The organism is Ruegeria sp. YTSC325 (assembly GCF_059609525.1).
The window spans coordinates 398,769-414,419 of record NZ_JBXWLY010000003.1 but is presented as its reverse complement, the minus strand read 5'-3'; the positions used below and the strand labels follow the sequence as shown (position 1 = coordinate 414,419).

Genomic DNA, 15,651 nt, shown 5'->3' with positions numbered 1-15,651 from the left:
TCTGACGTGGGGAGGCGTTTGATGAGTAAGCCACAAGTAACTTTGAATGACCGGTTCGATTTGGAAAAGAACCAGGTTTTGTTGAATGGCACCCAAGCGCTGGTGCGTCTGATGCTTATGCAAAAGGCACGGGATCGTCAGGCCGGGCTGAATACTGCCGGGCTTGTAACCGGCTACCGTGGTTCTCCGCTTGGGGCGGTTGATCAACAGATGATGCGCGCTCAAAAGCAATTGGCCGAAAGCGATGTCACCTTTCAATACGGTCTAAACGAAGATTTGGCTGCAACTGCTTTGTGGGGCAGTCAGCAGGCGGGTCTTCGAGGGGATGGCAAGTTTGATGGGGTTTTCGGTCTTTGGTACGGAAAAGGGCCCGGAGTAGACCGTTCCGGCGACGTGATGCGCCACGCCAACATGGCGGGCACTGCGACCCATGGCGGCGTATTGATGGCTATGGGGGATGACCATACCGGTGAAAGCTCGACCGTGCTGCATCAGTCAGAATGGTCGCTGGTTGACATGTATATGCCGATCGTCAGCCCCGCAGGCGTACAGGAAATTCTGGATTATGGTGTTTATGGATTTGCCCTTAGCCGGTTTGCCGGGGTTTGGGTCGGTCTAAAGACCATGAAGGACACGATCGAGGTCACCTCGGTCGTGGATGGCAGCGCAGATCGGATGTCCGTTGTCGTCCCTGACTTTGATACGCCTCAGGACGGGTTGAACATCAGGCTGGTGGACACGCCGCACCTGCAAGAGGCACGACTGATAGACTTCAAACGCTTCGCGGCCGAGACGTTCTCGCACGCCAACAAGATGGACAAACGTGTCTGGGGCAAACCCGGCGCAAAAATCGGGTTTGTTGCCGCAGGCAAGAACTGGTTGGATTTGGCCCATGCGCTGTCTCTTCTGAACATCGATGAAGCCGAGGCCGAGCGTTTGGGCATCACGACGTACAAGGTCGGGCAGACATTCCCATTGGACATGGCCGGGTTCCACGATTGGGCAGAAGGTCTGGATCTGATCGTAATCGTCGAGGAAAAGCGCAAGCTGATCGAGGTTCAGGTTAAAGAGGCAATCTTTGACGACCGTCGGGGGCGTCGTGTGTATGGCTGGTATAAGGGCGGTGCGGGTACTCTGCATCGCGAAGAACTGTTCCCGACCCGAGGGGCATTGGACCCCAACATGATCGCTGAAAAGCTTGGCGAAATTCTGATTGAGGAAGGCCGAGACACCGATGGAGTTCGCGCCGGATTAACCAAGCTGTCCGAGGCCCGGCGTGCCGACAACGCGGAGGAGATCGCAACGCGTCTGCCGTATTTCTGTTCGGGATGCCCGCATAACAGTTCGACCAAGGTGCCGGATGGAAGCCGGGCCTATGCCGGGATCGGTTGCCACTACATGGTCCAGTGGATGGACCGCAGCACCTCGGGCTTTACGCAGATGGGTGGAGAAGGGGCCAACTGGATCGGGGAAGAGCCGTTCTCGACCACGGATCACGTTTTCCAGAACCTTGGTGACGGAACTTATAACCACTCGGGCGTTCAAGCGATCCGCGCGGCCCTGTCGGCTGGCACCAACATCACGTTCAAAATTCTGTTCAACGATGCCGTCGCGATGACTGGTGGTCAGGGAAATGAAGGCGATCTGACCGCGGAACGGATCGTGGCAGAGGTTAAGGCTATGGGCGTCAAAGACGTCGCGCTGGTCTATGATGAAAAGGAAGATGTGAACTTCAAAGCCTTGCCTGCAGGTGTCGAAACACACGAACGCGCCGAGCTGATGCAGGTCCAGGAAAAATTGCGCGGTGTCGAAGGTGTCTCGGTCCTGGTTTATGTACAGACCTGTGCCGCCGAAAAGCGCCGCCGTCGTAAGCGCGGTACCTTTCCTGACCCCGACAAGCGGGTATTCATAAACACCGATATCTGCGAAGGTTGCGGCGATTGCGGCGTTCAGTCGAACTGTGTGTCGATTGTGCCCAAAGAGACTGAACTCGGCCGGAAGCGCGCGATCGACCAGTCCAGTTGCAACAAAGACTTTTCCTGCCTCAAGGGGTTCTGCCCGTCCTTCGTGACGCTGGAAGGTGCGAAAATCCGCAAGGAGGCAACCACCGAGATCGACCTGCCAGACCTTCCGATGCCGACACTGCCTAAGATCAAAGGCACGCATAACGTGGTCATCACGGGTATCGGCGGTACGGGTGTTGTCACGCTTGGTGCTGTTTTGGCTCAGGCCGCTCAGATCGACGGCAAAGGAGCCGGGATGATGGAGATGGCCGGGCTGGCGCAAAAAGGGGGTGCCGTACACATCCATTGCCGTCTGGCCAACCGGCCTGAAGATATCAGCGCGATCCGCGTCGCCACAGGAGAAGCCGATGCGTTGATAGGTGGTGATCTGGTGGTCTCTGCCGGGGCCAAGACACTGGGATTGACCCGGTCGGGGCAAACTGGTGCCGTCGTCAACAGCCACGAAACGGTCACTGGTGATTTCACACGCGACACCAAGTTCCGGATTCCGGGTGATCGTCTCGAGCTGGCTTTACAGGCGCGGTTGAAAGAGGATGTCTGGCTGTTCGACGCAACTGATCTGGCGCGGGCAGTGATGGGCGACTCGATCTATTCCAACATGATGGTGTTCGGGGCCGCTTGGCAGCGTGGTTTGCTTCCGATCAAACATTCGGCTGTCCTTCAGGCGATCGAACTGAACGGAACGGCTGTAGAGCGAAACAAGCGGGCTTTTGATATCGGTCGCTGGGCGGTTCTGTATCCGGAAAAAGTCGCGGAGATTCTGCGGCCCAGTGTGGCTGAACTACCCAAGACGCTGGATCAAATGATCAGTTTTCGCGCCGATCACCTGACCGCTTATCAAAGTGCGCGGCTCGCGAAACGGTACCGCAGACTGGTCGAAACATTCGAAGATAAGGGTATCCGTGAAGCCGTTGCAAAAGGGTATCATAAGCTGCTGTCTTATAAGGATGAATACGAGGTCGCGCGTCTTTTGTTGTCCAGCCGCGAAAAAGCGGAGACCGAATTTGATGGTGACTTCAAGATGACGTTCCACCTCGCGCCGCCGATCCTTGGTGGTACAGGCCCGGATGGTCGGCCGCGCAAAAGAACTTATGGCGAGTGGATGCTGGGGCCATTGAAGCTGATGACCCGGTTGAAAGCCTTGCGTGGGACGCCCCTGGATATATTCGGGTACAGCGCAGAACGCCGAATGGAACGAGCTCTGATCAAGCAATACGAGCGTGATCTCAAAGAGATCACTCCGCTGATCAGTTCTGAGACCCGCGATGCCGTCATCGCTTTGGCCGAACTGCCACTGGATATTCGCGGCTTCGGCCCGGTGCTTCAGGAAAACGAAGCCAAGGCAGCGAAACGCCGAGAGGAACTTTTGTCAACGATCCGTAGCGGAGGGCCCAATTTGCGCGCAGCGGCCGAGTAAATCGTCACAACACTGTCACGGTCACTAGGCAAGATTGTTAGCCGCACATAGATTGCAGGCAGCAAGTTTCGGAGACAACCATGCCCTCGCGCCGCCACGTCGCTCGTGACATTTCTTATGCCCATTCCGCCGAAACGAAAGGCGGACGGATGGTGATCAAACTGATGGAGAATACCACAGGCCGCATGCGCCTGATCAAGCGTGCGGATGGGTACGAGCACGAGGTCGCGCAGGGGCGCGATTTCTGGTCGGTTATGGTGGACCGGTATGGTTTGTCGCTGGATGTAGTCGGTGGCGCGTTATCCAACATCCCTCAGACCGGTCCGCTGATCCTGATCGCCAACCATCCTTACGGCATTCTGGATGGGATGATGATGGGCCACATCCTGTCTCAGGCTCGGGGCGATTTCCGCATACTGGCCCATCGCGTATTCCGCAAAGCCGAAGATTTGAACCGCATCATCCTGCCGATCTCGTTCGATGAGACGAAAGAGGCGATGAAGCTGAATCTGGATACCCGCAAAACCGCGCTGAATTATTTGGATGAGGGTGGAGCGATCGGGATTTTCCCCGGTGGCACGGTTAGCACCGGGGTCAAACCGTTCTCATACCCCATGGATCCGGGTTGGCGCGGGTTTACGGCGCGCATGGTCGCCAAGTCGAACGCAACGGTGGTGCCGGTATTCTTTGAGGGCCACACCTCGCGCCTGTTTCAGGTCGCCAGCCATCTGCACAACACTTTGCGCATGGGCTTGCTGATCAAAGAGTTCAAAAAGCGCGTCGACACTCCGGTCAAAGTGGTGGTCGGAGAGCCCATTGGCCGCGACGTTTTGGACCCTCTTGCCAAGGACACGCGCAAGATGATGGATTTCCTGCGCAAAGCCACGTATGAGCTGTCTCCAACGCCGTTGGAGTCCTATGACTACGGCTATGAGTTTGAGGAACGGCATCGCGCCTGAAGGGGCTAATGGCAGTAGGTATTTTTGATTCTGGTTTGGGCGGTCTGACCGTTCTGGACGCCGCGCAGAAACGTCTGCCGGACTTGGATTTCCTGTACTACGCGGACAGTGCGCACGCTCCGTACGGCGTGCGGGATGCACAGAACATCTATGAGCTTACACGCGGCGCGGTTAATGAGCTTTGGAACCGGGGCTGTGATCTGGTGATTCTGGCCTGCAACACGGCCAGCGCCGCGGCTCTGCGCCGGATGCAGGAAGAGGGCGTGCCCGAGGGCAAGCGAGTGCTCGGCGTCTTTGTGCCTTTGATCGAGGCGCTGACCGAACGGCAATGGGGAGACAACAGCCCTCCGCGCGAGGTTGCGGTCAAGCATGTGGCCCTGTTTGCAACGCCTGCGACGGTCTCTAGCCGAGCGTTCCAACGCGAACTGGCTTTCCGCGCCATCGGTGTGGATGTCGAGGCGCAAGCCTGTGGCGGTGTGGTCGATGCCATCGAAGACGGCGATATGATCCTGGCCGAGGCGCTGGTGCGCAGCCATGTGGACGCGCTCAAACGTAAAATGCCCGAACCGCAGGCGGCCATTCTGGGCTGCACCCATTATCCGCTGATGGCTGACGAGTTTCAGGCCGCGCTGGGTGAGGATGTGCAGGTATTCAGCCAGGGCGCATTGGTCGCCGAAAGCCTTGCGGATTATCTGGAACGTCATCCAAACATGCGGGGCGGGGGGCAGGGCGGATTCCTGACAACCGGCAAGCCCGACACGGTCAGCGACCGCGCAACACAGTTCCTGCGACGACAAATCACGTTCGAGGCTGTCTGACTTAGGTCAAGGACGCCCAGCCTTGTGCTGATTTATTCCCGGACCGTCGCATCGGCGGTCGTGACATGTGACACCACGCAAACAAGAGGTCTGACATGACCCATAAAATCGCAATTCTAGGGGCTTCGGGCTATACAGGCGCTGAACTGGTACGGCTGATTGCCGAACACCCCAACATGGAGATCGCCGCACTGGCCGCCGAGCGGAAGGCCGGGATGACCATAGCGCAGGTCTTTCCGCATCTGCGCCACATGGACCTGCCGACCCTGTGCAAGATTTCCGAAATCGACTTTTCGCAGATCGACCTGTGTTTCTGTGCCTTGCCTCACAAGACCAGTCAGGAAGTGATCCGCGATCTGCCCAAGACCCTCAAGATCATCGACTTGTCCGCCGATTTCCGTCTGCGTGATCCGGCGGAATATGAAAAATGGTACGGCAACCCACATGCCGCTCTGGCGCAGCAGGACGAGGCAGTCTACGGCTTGACCGAGTTTTACCGCGACGACATCCGCAGCGCCCGTCTGGTGGCGGGCACTGGCTGTAACGCGGCGACGGGGCAATATGTGCTGCGCCCGCTGATCTCAGCCAACGTGATCGATCTGGATGACATCATTCTGGATCTTAAGTGCGCAGTGTCCGGCGCGGGGCGGTCGCTCAAGGAAAACCTCCTGCACGCCGAACTTAGCGAGGGGTACAACGCCTATGCCGTCGGCGGCACCCACCGCCATCTGGGTGAGTTCGATCAAGAATTCTCGGCGTTGGCAGGCCGTCCGGTCAAGGTCCAGTTCACGCCGCATCTGGTGCCCGCGAACCGCGGGATTCTGGCCACCACCTATGTCAAAGGCGATCCGGCCAGCGTGTACGAGGCGTTGACCAAGACCTATGAAAACGAACCCTTTATCCAGATGCTACCCTTTGGCGAGACGCCATCGACCCACCACGTGCGGGGCTCAAATTTTTGCCATATCGGTGTAGTTGGCGACCGGATCGAACGTCGCGCGATCGTGATCGGTGCTCTGGATAACCTGACAAAAGGTAGCAGTGGCCAAGCCTTGCAGAACGCCAACCTGATGTTAGGTGAAGCTGAAACAACGGGCCTGATGATGGCCCCTCTGTTCCCATGAGGATATCATGAAGTCGCTCAAGAAACGCCGCCGCGTACAGATCATACTGCTGGCAGTCGTGGCCCTTGTGTCATCTACAGCATTGATCGGCTGGGCTTTGCAGGACGGTATCAACTTTTTCCGCTCGCCTAGCGAGGTAATCGCAGAGCCGCCAAAGTCCACCGAAGTGTTCCGGATTGGTGGTTTGGTCGAAGAGGGCTCGATCGTTCGCGGGCAGGGTGAAACGGTGACGTTTGTCGTAACCGATGGCGGGGAAAGTGTACCAGTCGCTTTCACAGGCGTATTACCGGACTTGTTCGAAGAAAACCAGGGCATGATCGGGACTGGTTCTTATGTGAATGGCGTATTCGAGGCGACCGAGATTCTTGCCAAACACGATGAAACCTACATGCCCAAAGAGGTTGTGGACGCGCTGAAGGAGCAAGGCGTGTATGTGGAGCCGAGCGAAGGCTGACCCCTCGAATAGATAGGAATGTTATTGGGCGTTGCGGTAGCAGCGCCCTTTTTCGTAGATCGCTCTTAACCCAGAGACTGCAGCCTTTGTGCGAATTCAAGCGGAGGATTCAATGCAGACGGTTCAAGAGATCGCGACTGATATCGTATCGCGCGAAGGTGGCTTTGTAGACGACCCGGATGATCCGGGCGGAGTGACAAAATACGGTGTCACGATCCACACAATGCGGCGCTTGGGGCTGGACTTGACCGGCGATGGATTCATTACACGCCAAGACGTTAAGCGTCTCTCAAAAACGCAGGCTGTAGATATTTTCGTGTCTCACTATTTCAAGGGCCCAAGACTGGGCATGTTGCCAGAGGTACTGCAACCTTCTGTCTTTGACATGTATGTCAACGCAGGCGCGCAAGCGGTTAAAATACTTCAATATCTTCTGAGGAAAATGGATTTTAAGATCACAGTTGACGGTGTTGTCGGCCCACAAACTGCGAAGGCCAGCAAGACTGCCGCGCTGCCCGACCCGATTGCCCTGCGAGACGCGTATGGTGTGGCGCGTCGGAACTATTATTTCCGGATTGCCGATGGGCGCGTTGCTTCGCGGAAATACGCGCGCACGCAAACTGGACACAAGGGTGGATGGATTCGCAGAGCAGAAGAATTTGTCTCTCCGGGGTACCACCTGAGCGATGCGGAATTTCAGCAGAGGGTTGCGGGATGGGATTGATCTCGGGTTTTTTGTCGTTCCTTTTTGGGGACGGAAGGAATGTTGTTCGCGAAACTGCCGAAGTGTTTCGTGAAAATGCGGAAAAAGGTGCCGAACGCGACCTGTCGCTTCAACAGCAGGCAATGGTTCAGTTCGGTGCTGAATATACTGTGCCGCGCAAGGGTGGTTTCGACCGTTTTATGGACGGCCTGAACCGATTGCCGCGTCCTGCTCTGGCGCTTGGTACGCTTGCGCTATTTGTGGCGGCAATGGTGGACCCCCTTTGGTTTGCGGCGCGGATGCAGGGCATCGCCCTTGTTCCTGAACCGCTGTGGTGGCTTTTGGGGGTTATTGTTTCGTTCTATTTCGGCGCGCGGCACCAAGCCAAAATGCAGGACTGGCAACGCGAGATTTCGGCGACCGTGCGGCGCGCGCCTGTGGTTGCGCAGAATATCGCGAAACTCAGACATACGCGGGCGAATTCCGTCGGCGCGGCTGATCCGGGGACCGATGTAACCCTTGCCGAGCACGCGCTGAACCCTGACGAAAACCGGGCACTGGACGATTGGAGGCGCGCCCGCACGGCATGAGCCGCGACACTATGTGCGCCTTCAGGACGCGAAAGTTATTGGTGCTTTCTGTGCAACAGGATTATATGCAGGGCCATGATTACAGAGCTTGGTCACTACGCCCTCATCCTCGCCTTTCTCGTGGCGATCGTGCAGTCCGTCATTCCGCTGGTTGGCGCGTCCAAAAGGTGGACGGGTTGGATGACTTTTGGGGAAACCGCCGCGGTAGCCCAATTGGTGCTCATGACGTTTTCTTTCAGTGCGCTGGTTTGGGCCTTTGCCACTTCGGATTTTTCGCTGCGCATCGTGGTCGAGAACAGTCATTCGGCTAAACCAATGCTTTACAAGATCAGCGGGACATGGGGAAACCATGAAGGGTCCATGTTGTTGTGGGTTTATATCGTGGCCATATTCGGTGGGATGGCTGCGGTTTTCGGGGCGGGTTTGCCACCTACACTGAAGGCGCGCGTGCTGGCTGTTCAAGCCGCGATTGGCGTGGCGTTCTATGCCTTTATCCTGTTCACATCGAACCCCTTTGACCGGCTTGTTGTTGCACCCTTTGATGGGCGGGACCTGAACCCATTGCTGCAAGATCCCGGTTTGGCGTTCCACCCTCCGTTCTTGTACTTGGGTTACGTGGGTCTCAGCATGGCGTTCAGCTTTGCCGTTGCTGCCTTGATCGAAGGCCGTGTCGACGCGGCGTGGGGTCGGTGGGTGCGCCCGTGGACACTGGCCGCGTGGGTTTTTCTGACTATTGGGATCGCGCTTGGGTCTTGGTGGGCCTACTATGAACTGGGTTGGGGTGGTTTCTGGTTCTGGGATCCCGTCGAGAATGCGTCGTTCATGCCTTGGCTTCTGGCTGCTGCGTTGCTGCATTCCGCCATCGTTGTCGAAAAACGCGAGGCGCTGAAAAGCTGGACGATCCTGTTGGCGATCATCGCGTTCGGGTTCTCGTTGATTGGCACGTTCATCGTGCGCTCGGGTTTGCTGACCTCGGTTCATGCCTTCGCCAACGACCCGGAACGCGGCGTTTTTATCCTGTTCATTTTGGTCATCTTCATCGGTGGTGCGCTGACGCTGTTTGCCGCACGCGCGCAAGCGATGGAGGCCAAGGGCGTCTTTGGCATGGTCAGCCGTGAAAGCGCACTGGTACTGAATAATATTTTGTTGGCTGTCAGTTGCTTTGTGGTGTTCTTCGGGACCATGTGGCCGATGGTGGCCGAGATGGCTTTTGACCGGAAACTCTCGGTCGGGGCACCGTTTTTCAATGCGGCCTTTACACCCTTCATGATCGTTTTGGGGATCGTTCTACCTGTGGGCGCAATGATGCCGTGGAAACGCGGCAAGATTGGCAAGGCGGCGTATTCGCTTCGCTACGCCTTTGTATTGGCCGTGGCTTTGGCGATACTGGTCTGGGTCATGCAAACGGGGCGTAGCGCGCTTGGCCCTATTGGTCTGTTCCTTGGGGCGTGGGTCACTTTTGGCGCTGCGGTTGATTTGTGGAGCCGTACAGGCCGCAACGGAAGCCTAAGTCGCCTGTTCCGGCTGCCCGGAGCCGATTGGGGCAAAGCCGTTGCGCATACCGGGCTTGGCGTGACCATGTTTGCCATTGCCGGTCTGACCGCGTGGGAGGTTGAGGATATCCGAGTGGCGCAGCCTGGTCAGCCTTTTGAGGTTGGTCAATTCACCCTGACACTGGACGATGTCCGCCGCGTGCAAGGGCCCAACTACTTCTCGACCACCGCCGATGTTCGGGTGGAAAAGAACGGCCGCCCCATGGGTATGTTGCACCCGGAAAAACGGGACTATCCTGTTGCCAGAATGCCAACGACCGAAGCGGCGATCGACTACCGGTTCTTAGGGGACCTGTACGTTGTGATCGGCGATCAGCAGGCTGACGGAGGCTGGGTGATGCGAACCTACATCAAGCCTCTGGCAAACTGGATCTGGGGTGGTTGTATCCTGATGGCTTTGGGTGGGTTCCTTAGCCTGTCCGACAGAAGGTTCCGCGTGGCTGCAGGCGCACGCAAGGCCCCAACAGGCGGAGTGCCAGCAGAATGAAACGCCTGATCCTGATCCTGGCGATTATCGCGTCGCCTTTATACGCCGTGCAGCCAGACGAGGTACTGGACGATCCGGTCTTGGAGCAACGTGCACGTGACCTGAGTACCGGTTTGCGCTGTTTGGTATGTCGCAATGAAAGTATTGACGAAAGCAATGCCGGGCTGGCGCGGGATTTGCGCCTGTTGTTGCGGGAACGGCTTGTTGCGGGCGATAGCGACGAAGAAGCAATCAGCTTCATTGTAGACCGTTATGGGGAATACGTGCTGTTGAAGCCTACCATAACTGGTTCAAACCTGCTGCTGTGGCTTGCGGGACCGATCATGTTGTTGATTGCTGCAGCGGTGGGTTGGAGTTTCCTTCGAAAGCGCGCAGATGCGCACGCGACCGCGGACACTGACGGGCTTAGCGACGCTGAAAAGAAGCGGTTAGAGCAAATTCTGAAGGACTGACCCTTGGTCGGTCTTTCCCTTGATTGTGAATTAAGTCAGGCTTGTCCTCAAGAATAGTGCTTGGGGGGGAACCTGATGGATTATGAAACCGTGCTGCTGAACATCTCGGACGATTTGGCGGTAGTGACCCTGAATCGACCGGACAAGATGAATGCGATGACCGCCCAGATGCGGGCCGAAGTTGCATATGCCATGAAAGAGGCGGCAGCCAATGCACGCGCCGTAGTGCTTACTGGGGCAGGGGCCGCGTTCTGTTCCGGACAGGACTTGGGCGATTCCTCGACCACAGGAAAAATCGACCTCGAACGCACGTTGCGGGATGAATACGAGCCGATGCTCGAAACGATCTACAACTGTCCGGTTCCCACCATTGCCGCTGTGAACGGCCCGGCTGCGGGGGCTGGTTGCAATATGGCCTTGTGCGCGGATGTAGTGATTGCAACGGAAAGCGCCTATTTCCTGCAGGCTTTTGCCCGGATCGGCTTGTTGCCGGATGCTGGCGGGACATGGTTTACCCCGCGCCAAATGGGCTTTGCCAAAGCGATGGGGGCCGCTCTGTTTGCGGACAAGATCAGCGCGCGGCAAGCCGATGAGTGGGGCATGATCTGGGAGGCCGTCCCGGATGCCGATTTCGACGCCCATTGGCGACGCCGAGCCGCCTATCTGGCCAGCGGTCCGACCGCTGGGTTTGGCGCGATCAAAAAGGCGATCCGCGGGACTTACGAAAAGACGCTGGGTGAACAGCTTGAGATCGAAGCCCACCTTCAGGGTGAATGCGGACGGTCTCGGGATTTTGCCGAGGGCGTCGTAGCCTTCATGCAAAAACGCCCCCCGAAATTCGAAGGGCGTTGAGCTTCACGCGCGGCGGCGGCGGCGGGTCCGGCGCTCTGGCACCGCGTCGTCACCGGTGCCATCAGAGGCGGACGAAAACGGCCCCAGCGCATTAGTGATCTGATCCAGTGTTGGGCGCGCTCCACGGGGCGTGCTATCCAACGCCTCGCGCATTTTGCGCAGGTGGTCGGGCATCGTACCGCAACAACCGCCAACAATCGTCGCACCCGCATCACGCGCCATTGCGGCGTATTGCGCCATCAGTTCGGGTGTACCGTCGTAATGGATATGCCCATTCACATATTTAGGAATGCCCGCATTCCCTTTCGAGATCACGGGACGTTCGGTGCCTTGCGCGGCAAAACCCAGAACCGTGCGCAGGATGTCCGATGCGCCGGTTCCGCAATTTGCACCAAAGGCGACGGGCGGGTTTGGCAGGGTCTCAACCAGCTGCGCCAGGTCGGCCGACGTGACGCCCATCATGGTGCGACCGGCGGTGTCAAAGCTCATGGTGCCACACCAAGGCATATCAGCAAGAGCAAACGCCTCGGCCGCCGCGCGGAATTCCTCGGGGGCGCTGATCGTTTCCAGCCACAGGACGTCCGCGCCGCCCGCTTTCAACGCTTCAGCTTGTTCGTGGAGCATTTCGACCGCCCCGGCATGGGACAGAGCTCCGACAGGTTCCATTATCTCACCGGTCGGACCGACCGAACCAGCCACAACGACCGTCCGGCCCGCCTTGTCAGCAACTTCGCGACCAAGCTCGGCGCCAATACGGTTCAATTCACCCACACGGTTCTGGGCGTCGTGCAATTTAAGCCGTGCTGACGTACCACCGAACGTGTTGGTCAGAAACAGGTCGCTGCCCGCATCAACTGATCCCTGATACAAAGCCCGTATCTTGTCTGGCGCGTCCACATTCCACAATTCTGGTGCGTCCCCGGACTGCAATCCCATATTGAACAAGTTTGTGCCGGTTGCACCGTCGGCAAGGATGGCATCATTTGCGGCAAGAAGATCAGTCAGCGCGTTTGTCATTGGGCGTTCCCGAAAAGTCGGCGGAGCCGAAAAAAATAAGAAGCCCCGTGTCTCATGACCGGGGCTTCAAATCAAATTCATAAAACTCATGAAGATCATGAGTTCAAGGGCAGAGCGTTAATTCGCCTCGCTCAGGATTTGCGATTTGGCTTCGGGTAGAAGTTCAGTCATTTTGGCGCGGATTTCGTCGTCAGACGACAGTGATCCCAAGTCACCCGACACTTTGCGGACGACGTCTTCGTGGCCTGCCTCTTCCATATCGGCGATCACGACAGTTTTAGCATAAGCTTCAGCCTCTTCGCCGGTTTTTCCCAACTTTTCTGCGGCCCAAAGACCCAGCAGTTTGTTGCAGCGTGCTTGTGCTTTGAACTGCATTTCTTCGTCATGGGCAAACTTCGCTTCAAAGGCGTTTTCGCGTTCGTCAAATGTGGTCATTGGTTGGGGACCCCTTGGATTACATCTTGTCTTTTGCAGATATGACCATAGCAAGGCTTCGACGCAAGGGATTTGCGCTGCGTCAAAGGCCCTCGGCTTACTGAACTTGCGGGAAAGGGGGGCTTGGACTATGAGGGCGCAACAAAGTGGGAAATCTCTCGCTTCACAGTCTGGAAGGGTCGCTTATGGCGCGTCGCAAGAAAATCTACGAAGGCAAGGCCAAAATTCTGTATGAAGGTCCCGAACCGGGTACGATCGTTCAGTACTTCAAGGACGACGCGACCGCATTCAATGCGGAAAAGAAGGACGTGATCGACGGTAAAGGCGTGCTGAACAACCGCCTGAGCGAGTATTTCATGAACGGCCTGAACCAGATCGGCGTGCCCACACATTTTATTCGCCGCCTGAATATGCGTGAGCAATTGGTGCGCAGCTGTGAAATCGTGCCGCTAGAAGTCATCGTGCGTAACTATGCTGCAGGGTCGATGTCCAAACGTTTGGGTATTGCCGAAGGTACTCAATTGCCGCGCCCCATCGTCGAGTACTGCTATAAGGATGACTCGCTGGGTGATCCGCTGGTGACCGAAGAGCACATCGCTGCTTTTGGCTGGGCCAGCCAGCAGGATATGGACGATATTCTAAGCCTTGCGCTGCGCGTAAATGATTTCATGAGCGGCATTATGTTGGCCGTTGGCATTCGTCTGGTCGACTTCAAGATCGAGATCGGGCGTGTTTTCGAAGGCGATTATCAACGTTTGATCGTTGCAGATGAAATCAGCCCTGACAGCTGTCGCCTTTGGGATATCGAAAGTGGCCAAAAGTTGGATAAAGATGTGTTTCGGAGAGATTTGGGCAATCTTACAGATGCCTATTCCGAAGTTGCCCGTCGTTTGGGTGTTTTGCCAAAAAGCAATGTAACCAAGCCGACGCTGATCAACTGAATCTCTGCCCTCAGGACAAGTCGAAACGCCGCTTAGTCAAGCGGCGTTTTTTCTTTTGTTGGTGGCGTTTGACAGTGCCATGGATTGTCTCGCATTGTCTGCCGAGGTAATTGTAAGCTAGGCGTGAAATGGCTGAACTATTTGACCAGGCAGTTTTTCTGAAATTTCTTGCGGCTTTGCTCGCGATTTTCAACCCGTTGTACGGTATCCCGATTTTCCTGGGTATGACCGATGGCTACACGGCACCCGAGCGCAAACGGGTCGCGCTGATCGTGACTGCCACGGTTGTCGCTGTCGCATTGATTGCCGTTTTGATTGGCGAAGAAATTCTGGCCGTTTTCGGGATCGACATCCCGTCATTTCGTATTGCGGGCGGGTTGATCATCCTCGGGGTCGGCATGTCTATGCTGAATGCATCGGACCGGCCAAAGGGGGATCAGCAGGCCGTGCAAGATGGGGCGAAGAAAAGCAACATAGCCGTTGTGCCTTTGGCGATCCCCCTGACTATTGGCCCCGGTACAATCGCAACCACCATCGTGTTTGCGCATAGCCTACCAGACGGGGCCGAGATTGTAACATTGGGTTCAGCGGTCCTTATAGCCTGCGCAATTGTGGGGCTTGGTTTGTTGTTCGCCGATCCGATTTCGCGCGTTCTTGGGCCGACGATGATAAATGTGGTCACTCGGGTCATGGCTATTATTCTTGTCGCGGTTGCCGTTGAAATGGTGCTGACAGGGACATTCAACGCGATTGATGCCCATTACCCCGGGCTTTCAGGCAAGAACTGACGCGGCCTGCGGCAAACTGCGTGCGGACAAGGGTTGTCGAATGGCAAAAGGCGCGCTATCCCCCGCGCAACGGAACGGGCCGTATCCGCTGGCCCTTAGCTGGAGTTGCAGGAATGAAAGCACGTGTGCATGTGATGCTCAAGAATGGGGTTCTCGACCCACAGGGCGAGGCCGTGCGTCACGCATTGGGTGCCATGGGCTTTGACCAGGTCGAAGGCGTACGTCAGGGCAAGGTGATTGACCTTGAATTGGCCGAAGGTGCAACCGAGGCAGACGTAACCGAGATGTGCGAAAAGCTGTTGGCCAATACGGTCATCGAACGCTACGAGATCGAACTGGTCTGACCCTTACCTCCGGAGGCCCCGCCATGCGCGCTGCAGTCATCGTATTCCCCGGTTCCAACTGTGACCGGGATTTGGCCGTCGCTTTTGAACAAGCCGGTTTTCAGGTCGACATGGTCTGGCACAAAGACGCGTCTCTGCCTGAGGGCGTCGATATCATCGGAGTCCCCGGCGGTTTCTCGTACGGTGACTACCTGCGATGTGGCGCTATCGCGGCGCAATCGCCGATCTGCAAAGCTGTTGTGGAACACACTGAACGCGGTGGCTATGCGGTTGGTGTTTGTAACGGCTTCCAAATCCTGACCGAGACCGGCATCCTTCCGGGCGCTTTGCTGCGCAATGCCGGGCTCAAATATATCTGTCGGACTGTAGGCTTGAAGGTAGAGACCAGCGACAGTGCTTTCACCAACGCTTATAATGCCGGCGATGTCATTGGTATTCCGATTGCGCACCATGATGGAAACTATTTCGCCGATGACGCAACACTGTCCACACTTCGTGATCAAGACAGGATCGCGTTCACCTATACCGAGAATCCCAATGGGTCGGTTGGCGATATCGCGGGCATCTTGTCGGAAAACCGTCGCGTTCTTGGCATGATGCCACACCCCGAGCGCGCTGCAGACGAAGGTCACGGCGGCACAGACGGCACGGCATTGTTCCGCGCATTGTCGGGTGTTTTAGCACCGGCGTGAC

At 56.9% G+C, this 15,651-nt stretch carries 16 protein-coding genes; 14 read left to right on the top strand and 2 right to left on the bottom strand.

Features of this window, described 5'->3' with window-relative positions; all coding sequences use genetic code 11:
- The first annotated feature begins 21 nt into the window (after positions 1-21).
- From AC2FF7_RS07200 to AC2FF7_RS07155, 10 genes are all read left to right on the top strand, one after another.
- Positions 22-3,441 (top strand): indolepyruvate ferredoxin oxidoreductase family protein, encoded by a 3,420-nt coding sequence (locus AC2FF7_RS07200; protein WP_496905428.1) that lies wholly within the window; start codon positions 22-24, stop codon positions 3,439-3,441.
- An 80-nt stretch (positions 3,442-3,521) separates the two neighbouring features.
- On the top strand, positions 3,522-4,400 hold the full coding sequence (locus AC2FF7_RS07195) for a lysophospholipid acyltransferase family protein (protein WP_170751071.1): 879 nt from the start codon (positions 3,522-3,524) through the stop codon (positions 4,398-4,400).
- Between the two features lie 8 nt (positions 4,401-4,408).
- Positions 4,409-5,218, top strand: coding sequence for a glutamate racemase (gene murI, locus AC2FF7_RS07190; RefSeq protein WP_170751072.1), 810 nt, complete (start codon positions 4,409-4,411; stop codon positions 5,216-5,218).
- Between the two features lie 95 nt (positions 5,219-5,313).
- Complete coding sequence (gene argC, locus AC2FF7_RS07185; protein WP_480865458.1) at positions 5,314-6,342, top strand: N-acetyl-gamma-glutamyl-phosphate reductase; 1,029 nt, start codon at positions 5,314-5,316, stop codon at positions 6,340-6,342.
- A 7-nt stretch (positions 6,343-6,349) separates the two neighbouring features.
- Positions 6,350-6,796 carry a cytochrome c maturation protein CcmE gene (ccmE, locus tag AC2FF7_RS07180; RefSeq protein WP_170354088.1) on the top strand — a complete coding sequence of 149 codons (447 nt, stop codon included), beginning with the start codon at positions 6,350-6,352 and terminating at the stop codon, positions 6,794-6,796.
- 112 nt (positions 6,797-6,908) lie between these two features.
- Positions 6,909-7,520 (top strand): holin-associated N-acetylmuramidase, encoded by a 612-nt coding sequence (locus tag AC2FF7_RS07175; RefSeq protein WP_480865460.1) that lies wholly within the window; start codon positions 6,909-6,911, stop codon positions 7,518-7,520.
- A complete protein-coding gene (locus AC2FF7_RS07170; protein WP_496905427.1) occupies positions 7,511-8,089 on the top strand; it encodes a holin family protein in 579 nt (192 codons plus the stop codon). The genes AC2FF7_RS07175 and AC2FF7_RS07170 overlap by 10 nt, the downstream gene beginning before the upstream one ends.
- A gap of 75 nt (positions 8,090-8,164) precedes the next feature.
- A complete protein-coding gene (locus tag AC2FF7_RS07165) occupies positions 8,165-10,129 on the top strand; it encodes a heme lyase CcmF/NrfE family subunit (protein WP_480865461.1) in 1,965 nt (654 codons plus the stop codon).
- Positions 10,126-10,581 carry a cytochrome c-type biogenesis protein gene (locus AC2FF7_RS07160; protein ID WP_170751080.1) on the top strand — a complete coding sequence of 152 codons (456 nt, stop codon included), beginning with the start codon at positions 10,126-10,128 and terminating at the stop codon, positions 10,579-10,581. The genes AC2FF7_RS07165 and AC2FF7_RS07160 overlap by 4 nt, the downstream gene beginning before the upstream one ends.
- A gap of 75 nt (positions 10,582-10,656) precedes the next feature.
- Positions 10,657-11,433: an enoyl-CoA hydratase-related protein gene (locus AC2FF7_RS07155; protein WP_170354093.1), complete on the top strand. Its 777-nt coding sequence runs from the start codon at positions 10,657-10,659 to the stop codon at positions 11,431-11,433.
- 3 nt (positions 11,434-11,436) lie between these two features.
- Here AC2FF7_RS07155 and bmt read toward each other — a convergent pair whose 3' ends face one another.
- Together bmt and AC2FF7_RS07145 are read right to left on the bottom strand one after the other, a co-directional pair.
- A complete protein-coding gene (gene bmt, locus AC2FF7_RS07150; protein WP_480865462.1) occupies positions 11,437-12,450 on the bottom strand; it encodes a betaine--homocysteine S-methyltransferase in 1,014 nt (337 codons plus the stop codon).
- Between the two features lie 117 nt (positions 12,451-12,567).
- Positions 12,568-12,885, bottom strand: a complete 318-nt coding sequence (locus AC2FF7_RS07145) for a DUF1476 domain-containing protein (protein WP_480865464.1) — start codon at positions 12,883-12,885, stop codon at positions 12,568-12,570.
- A gap of 185 nt (positions 12,886-13,070) precedes the next feature.
- On the opposite strand from AC2FF7_RS07145, the gene purC reads away from it, so the two are divergent.
- The 4 genes from purC to purQ all read left to right on the top strand — a co-directional run bounded on the left by purC (position 13,071) and on the right by purQ (position 15,650).
- Positions 13,071-13,826: a phosphoribosylaminoimidazolesuccinocarboxamide synthase gene (gene purC, locus AC2FF7_RS07140; protein WP_353389633.1), complete on the top strand. Its 756-nt coding sequence runs from the start codon at positions 13,071-13,073 to the stop codon at positions 13,824-13,826.
- 128 nt (positions 13,827-13,954) lie between these two features.
- Positions 13,955-14,614 (top strand): MarC family protein, encoded by a 660-nt coding sequence (locus AC2FF7_RS07135; RefSeq protein ID WP_496905426.1) that lies wholly within the window; start codon positions 13,955-13,957, stop codon positions 14,612-14,614.
- A 113-nt stretch (positions 14,615-14,727) separates the two neighbouring features.
- A complete protein-coding gene (gene purS, locus AC2FF7_RS07130) occupies positions 14,728-14,958 on the top strand; it encodes a phosphoribosylformylglycinamidine synthase subunit PurS (RefSeq protein ID WP_170374301.1) in 231 nt (76 codons plus the stop codon).
- A 23-nt stretch (positions 14,959-14,981) separates the two neighbouring features.
- Positions 14,982-15,650, top strand: coding sequence for a phosphoribosylformylglycinamidine synthase subunit PurQ (gene purQ, locus AC2FF7_RS07125; RefSeq protein ID WP_480865466.1), 669 nt, complete (start codon positions 14,982-14,984; stop codon positions 15,648-15,650).
- Position 15,651: the final 1 nt, after the last annotated feature.

Bases quoted from the DNA above. Each gene is read 5' to 3' on its own strand.
- bmt (WP_480865462.1), bottom strand. From the start codon at position 12,450: ATGACAAACGCGCTGACTGATCTTCTTGCCGCAAATGATGCCATCCTT.
- purS (WP_170374301.1), top strand. From the start codon at position 14,728: ATGAAAGCACGTGTGCATGTGATGCTCAAGAATGGGGTTCTCGACCCA.
- AC2FF7_RS07195 (WP_170751071.1), top strand. From the start codon at position 3,522: ATGCCCTCGCGCCGCCACGTCGCTCGTGACATTTCTTATGCCCATTCC.
- purQ (WP_480865466.1), top strand. From the start codon at position 14,982: ATGCGCGCTGCAGTCATCGTATTCCCCGGTTCCAACTGTGACCGGGAT.
- AC2FF7_RS07170 (WP_496905427.1), top strand. From the start codon at position 7,511: ATGGGATTGATCTCGGGTTTTTTGTCGTTCCTTTTTGGGGACGGAAGG.
- AC2FF7_RS07135 (WP_496905426.1), top strand. From the start codon at position 13,955: ATGGCTGAACTATTTGACCAGGCAGTTTTTCTGAAATTTCTTGCGGCT.
- AC2FF7_RS07145 (WP_480865464.1), bottom strand. From the start codon at position 12,885: ATGACCACATTTGACGAACGCGAAAACGCCTTTGAAGCGAAGTTTGCC.
- AC2FF7_RS07155 (WP_170354093.1), top strand. From the start codon at position 10,657: ATGGATTATGAAACCGTGCTGCTGAACATCTCGGACGATTTGGCGGTA.
- AC2FF7_RS07165 (WP_480865461.1), top strand. From the start codon at position 8,165: ATGATTACAGAGCTTGGTCACTACGCCCTCATCCTCGCCTTTCTCGTG.
- argC (WP_480865458.1), top strand. From the start codon at position 5,314: ATGACCCATAAAATCGCAATTCTAGGGGCTTCGGGCTATACAGGCGCT.
- AC2FF7_RS07175 (WP_480865460.1), top strand. From the start codon at position 6,909: ATGCAGACGGTTCAAGAGATCGCGACTGATATCGTATCGCGCGAAGGT.
- purC (WP_353389633.1), top strand. From the start codon at position 13,071: ATGGCGCGTCGCAAGAAAATCTACGAAGGCAAGGCCAAAATTCTGTAT.
- murI (WP_170751072.1), top strand. From the start codon at position 4,409: ATGGCAGTAGGTATTTTTGATTCTGGTTTGGGCGGTCTGACCGTTCTG.
- AC2FF7_RS07200 (WP_496905428.1), top strand. From the start codon at position 22: ATGAGTAAGCCACAAGTAACTTTGAATGACCGGTTCGATTTGGAAAAG.
- AC2FF7_RS07160 (WP_170751080.1), top strand. From the start codon at position 10,126: ATGAAACGCCTGATCCTGATCCTGGCGATTATCGCGTCGCCTTTATAC.
- ccmE (WP_170354088.1), top strand. From the start codon at position 6,350: ATGAAGTCGCTCAAGAAACGCCGCCGCGTACAGATCATACTGCTGGCA.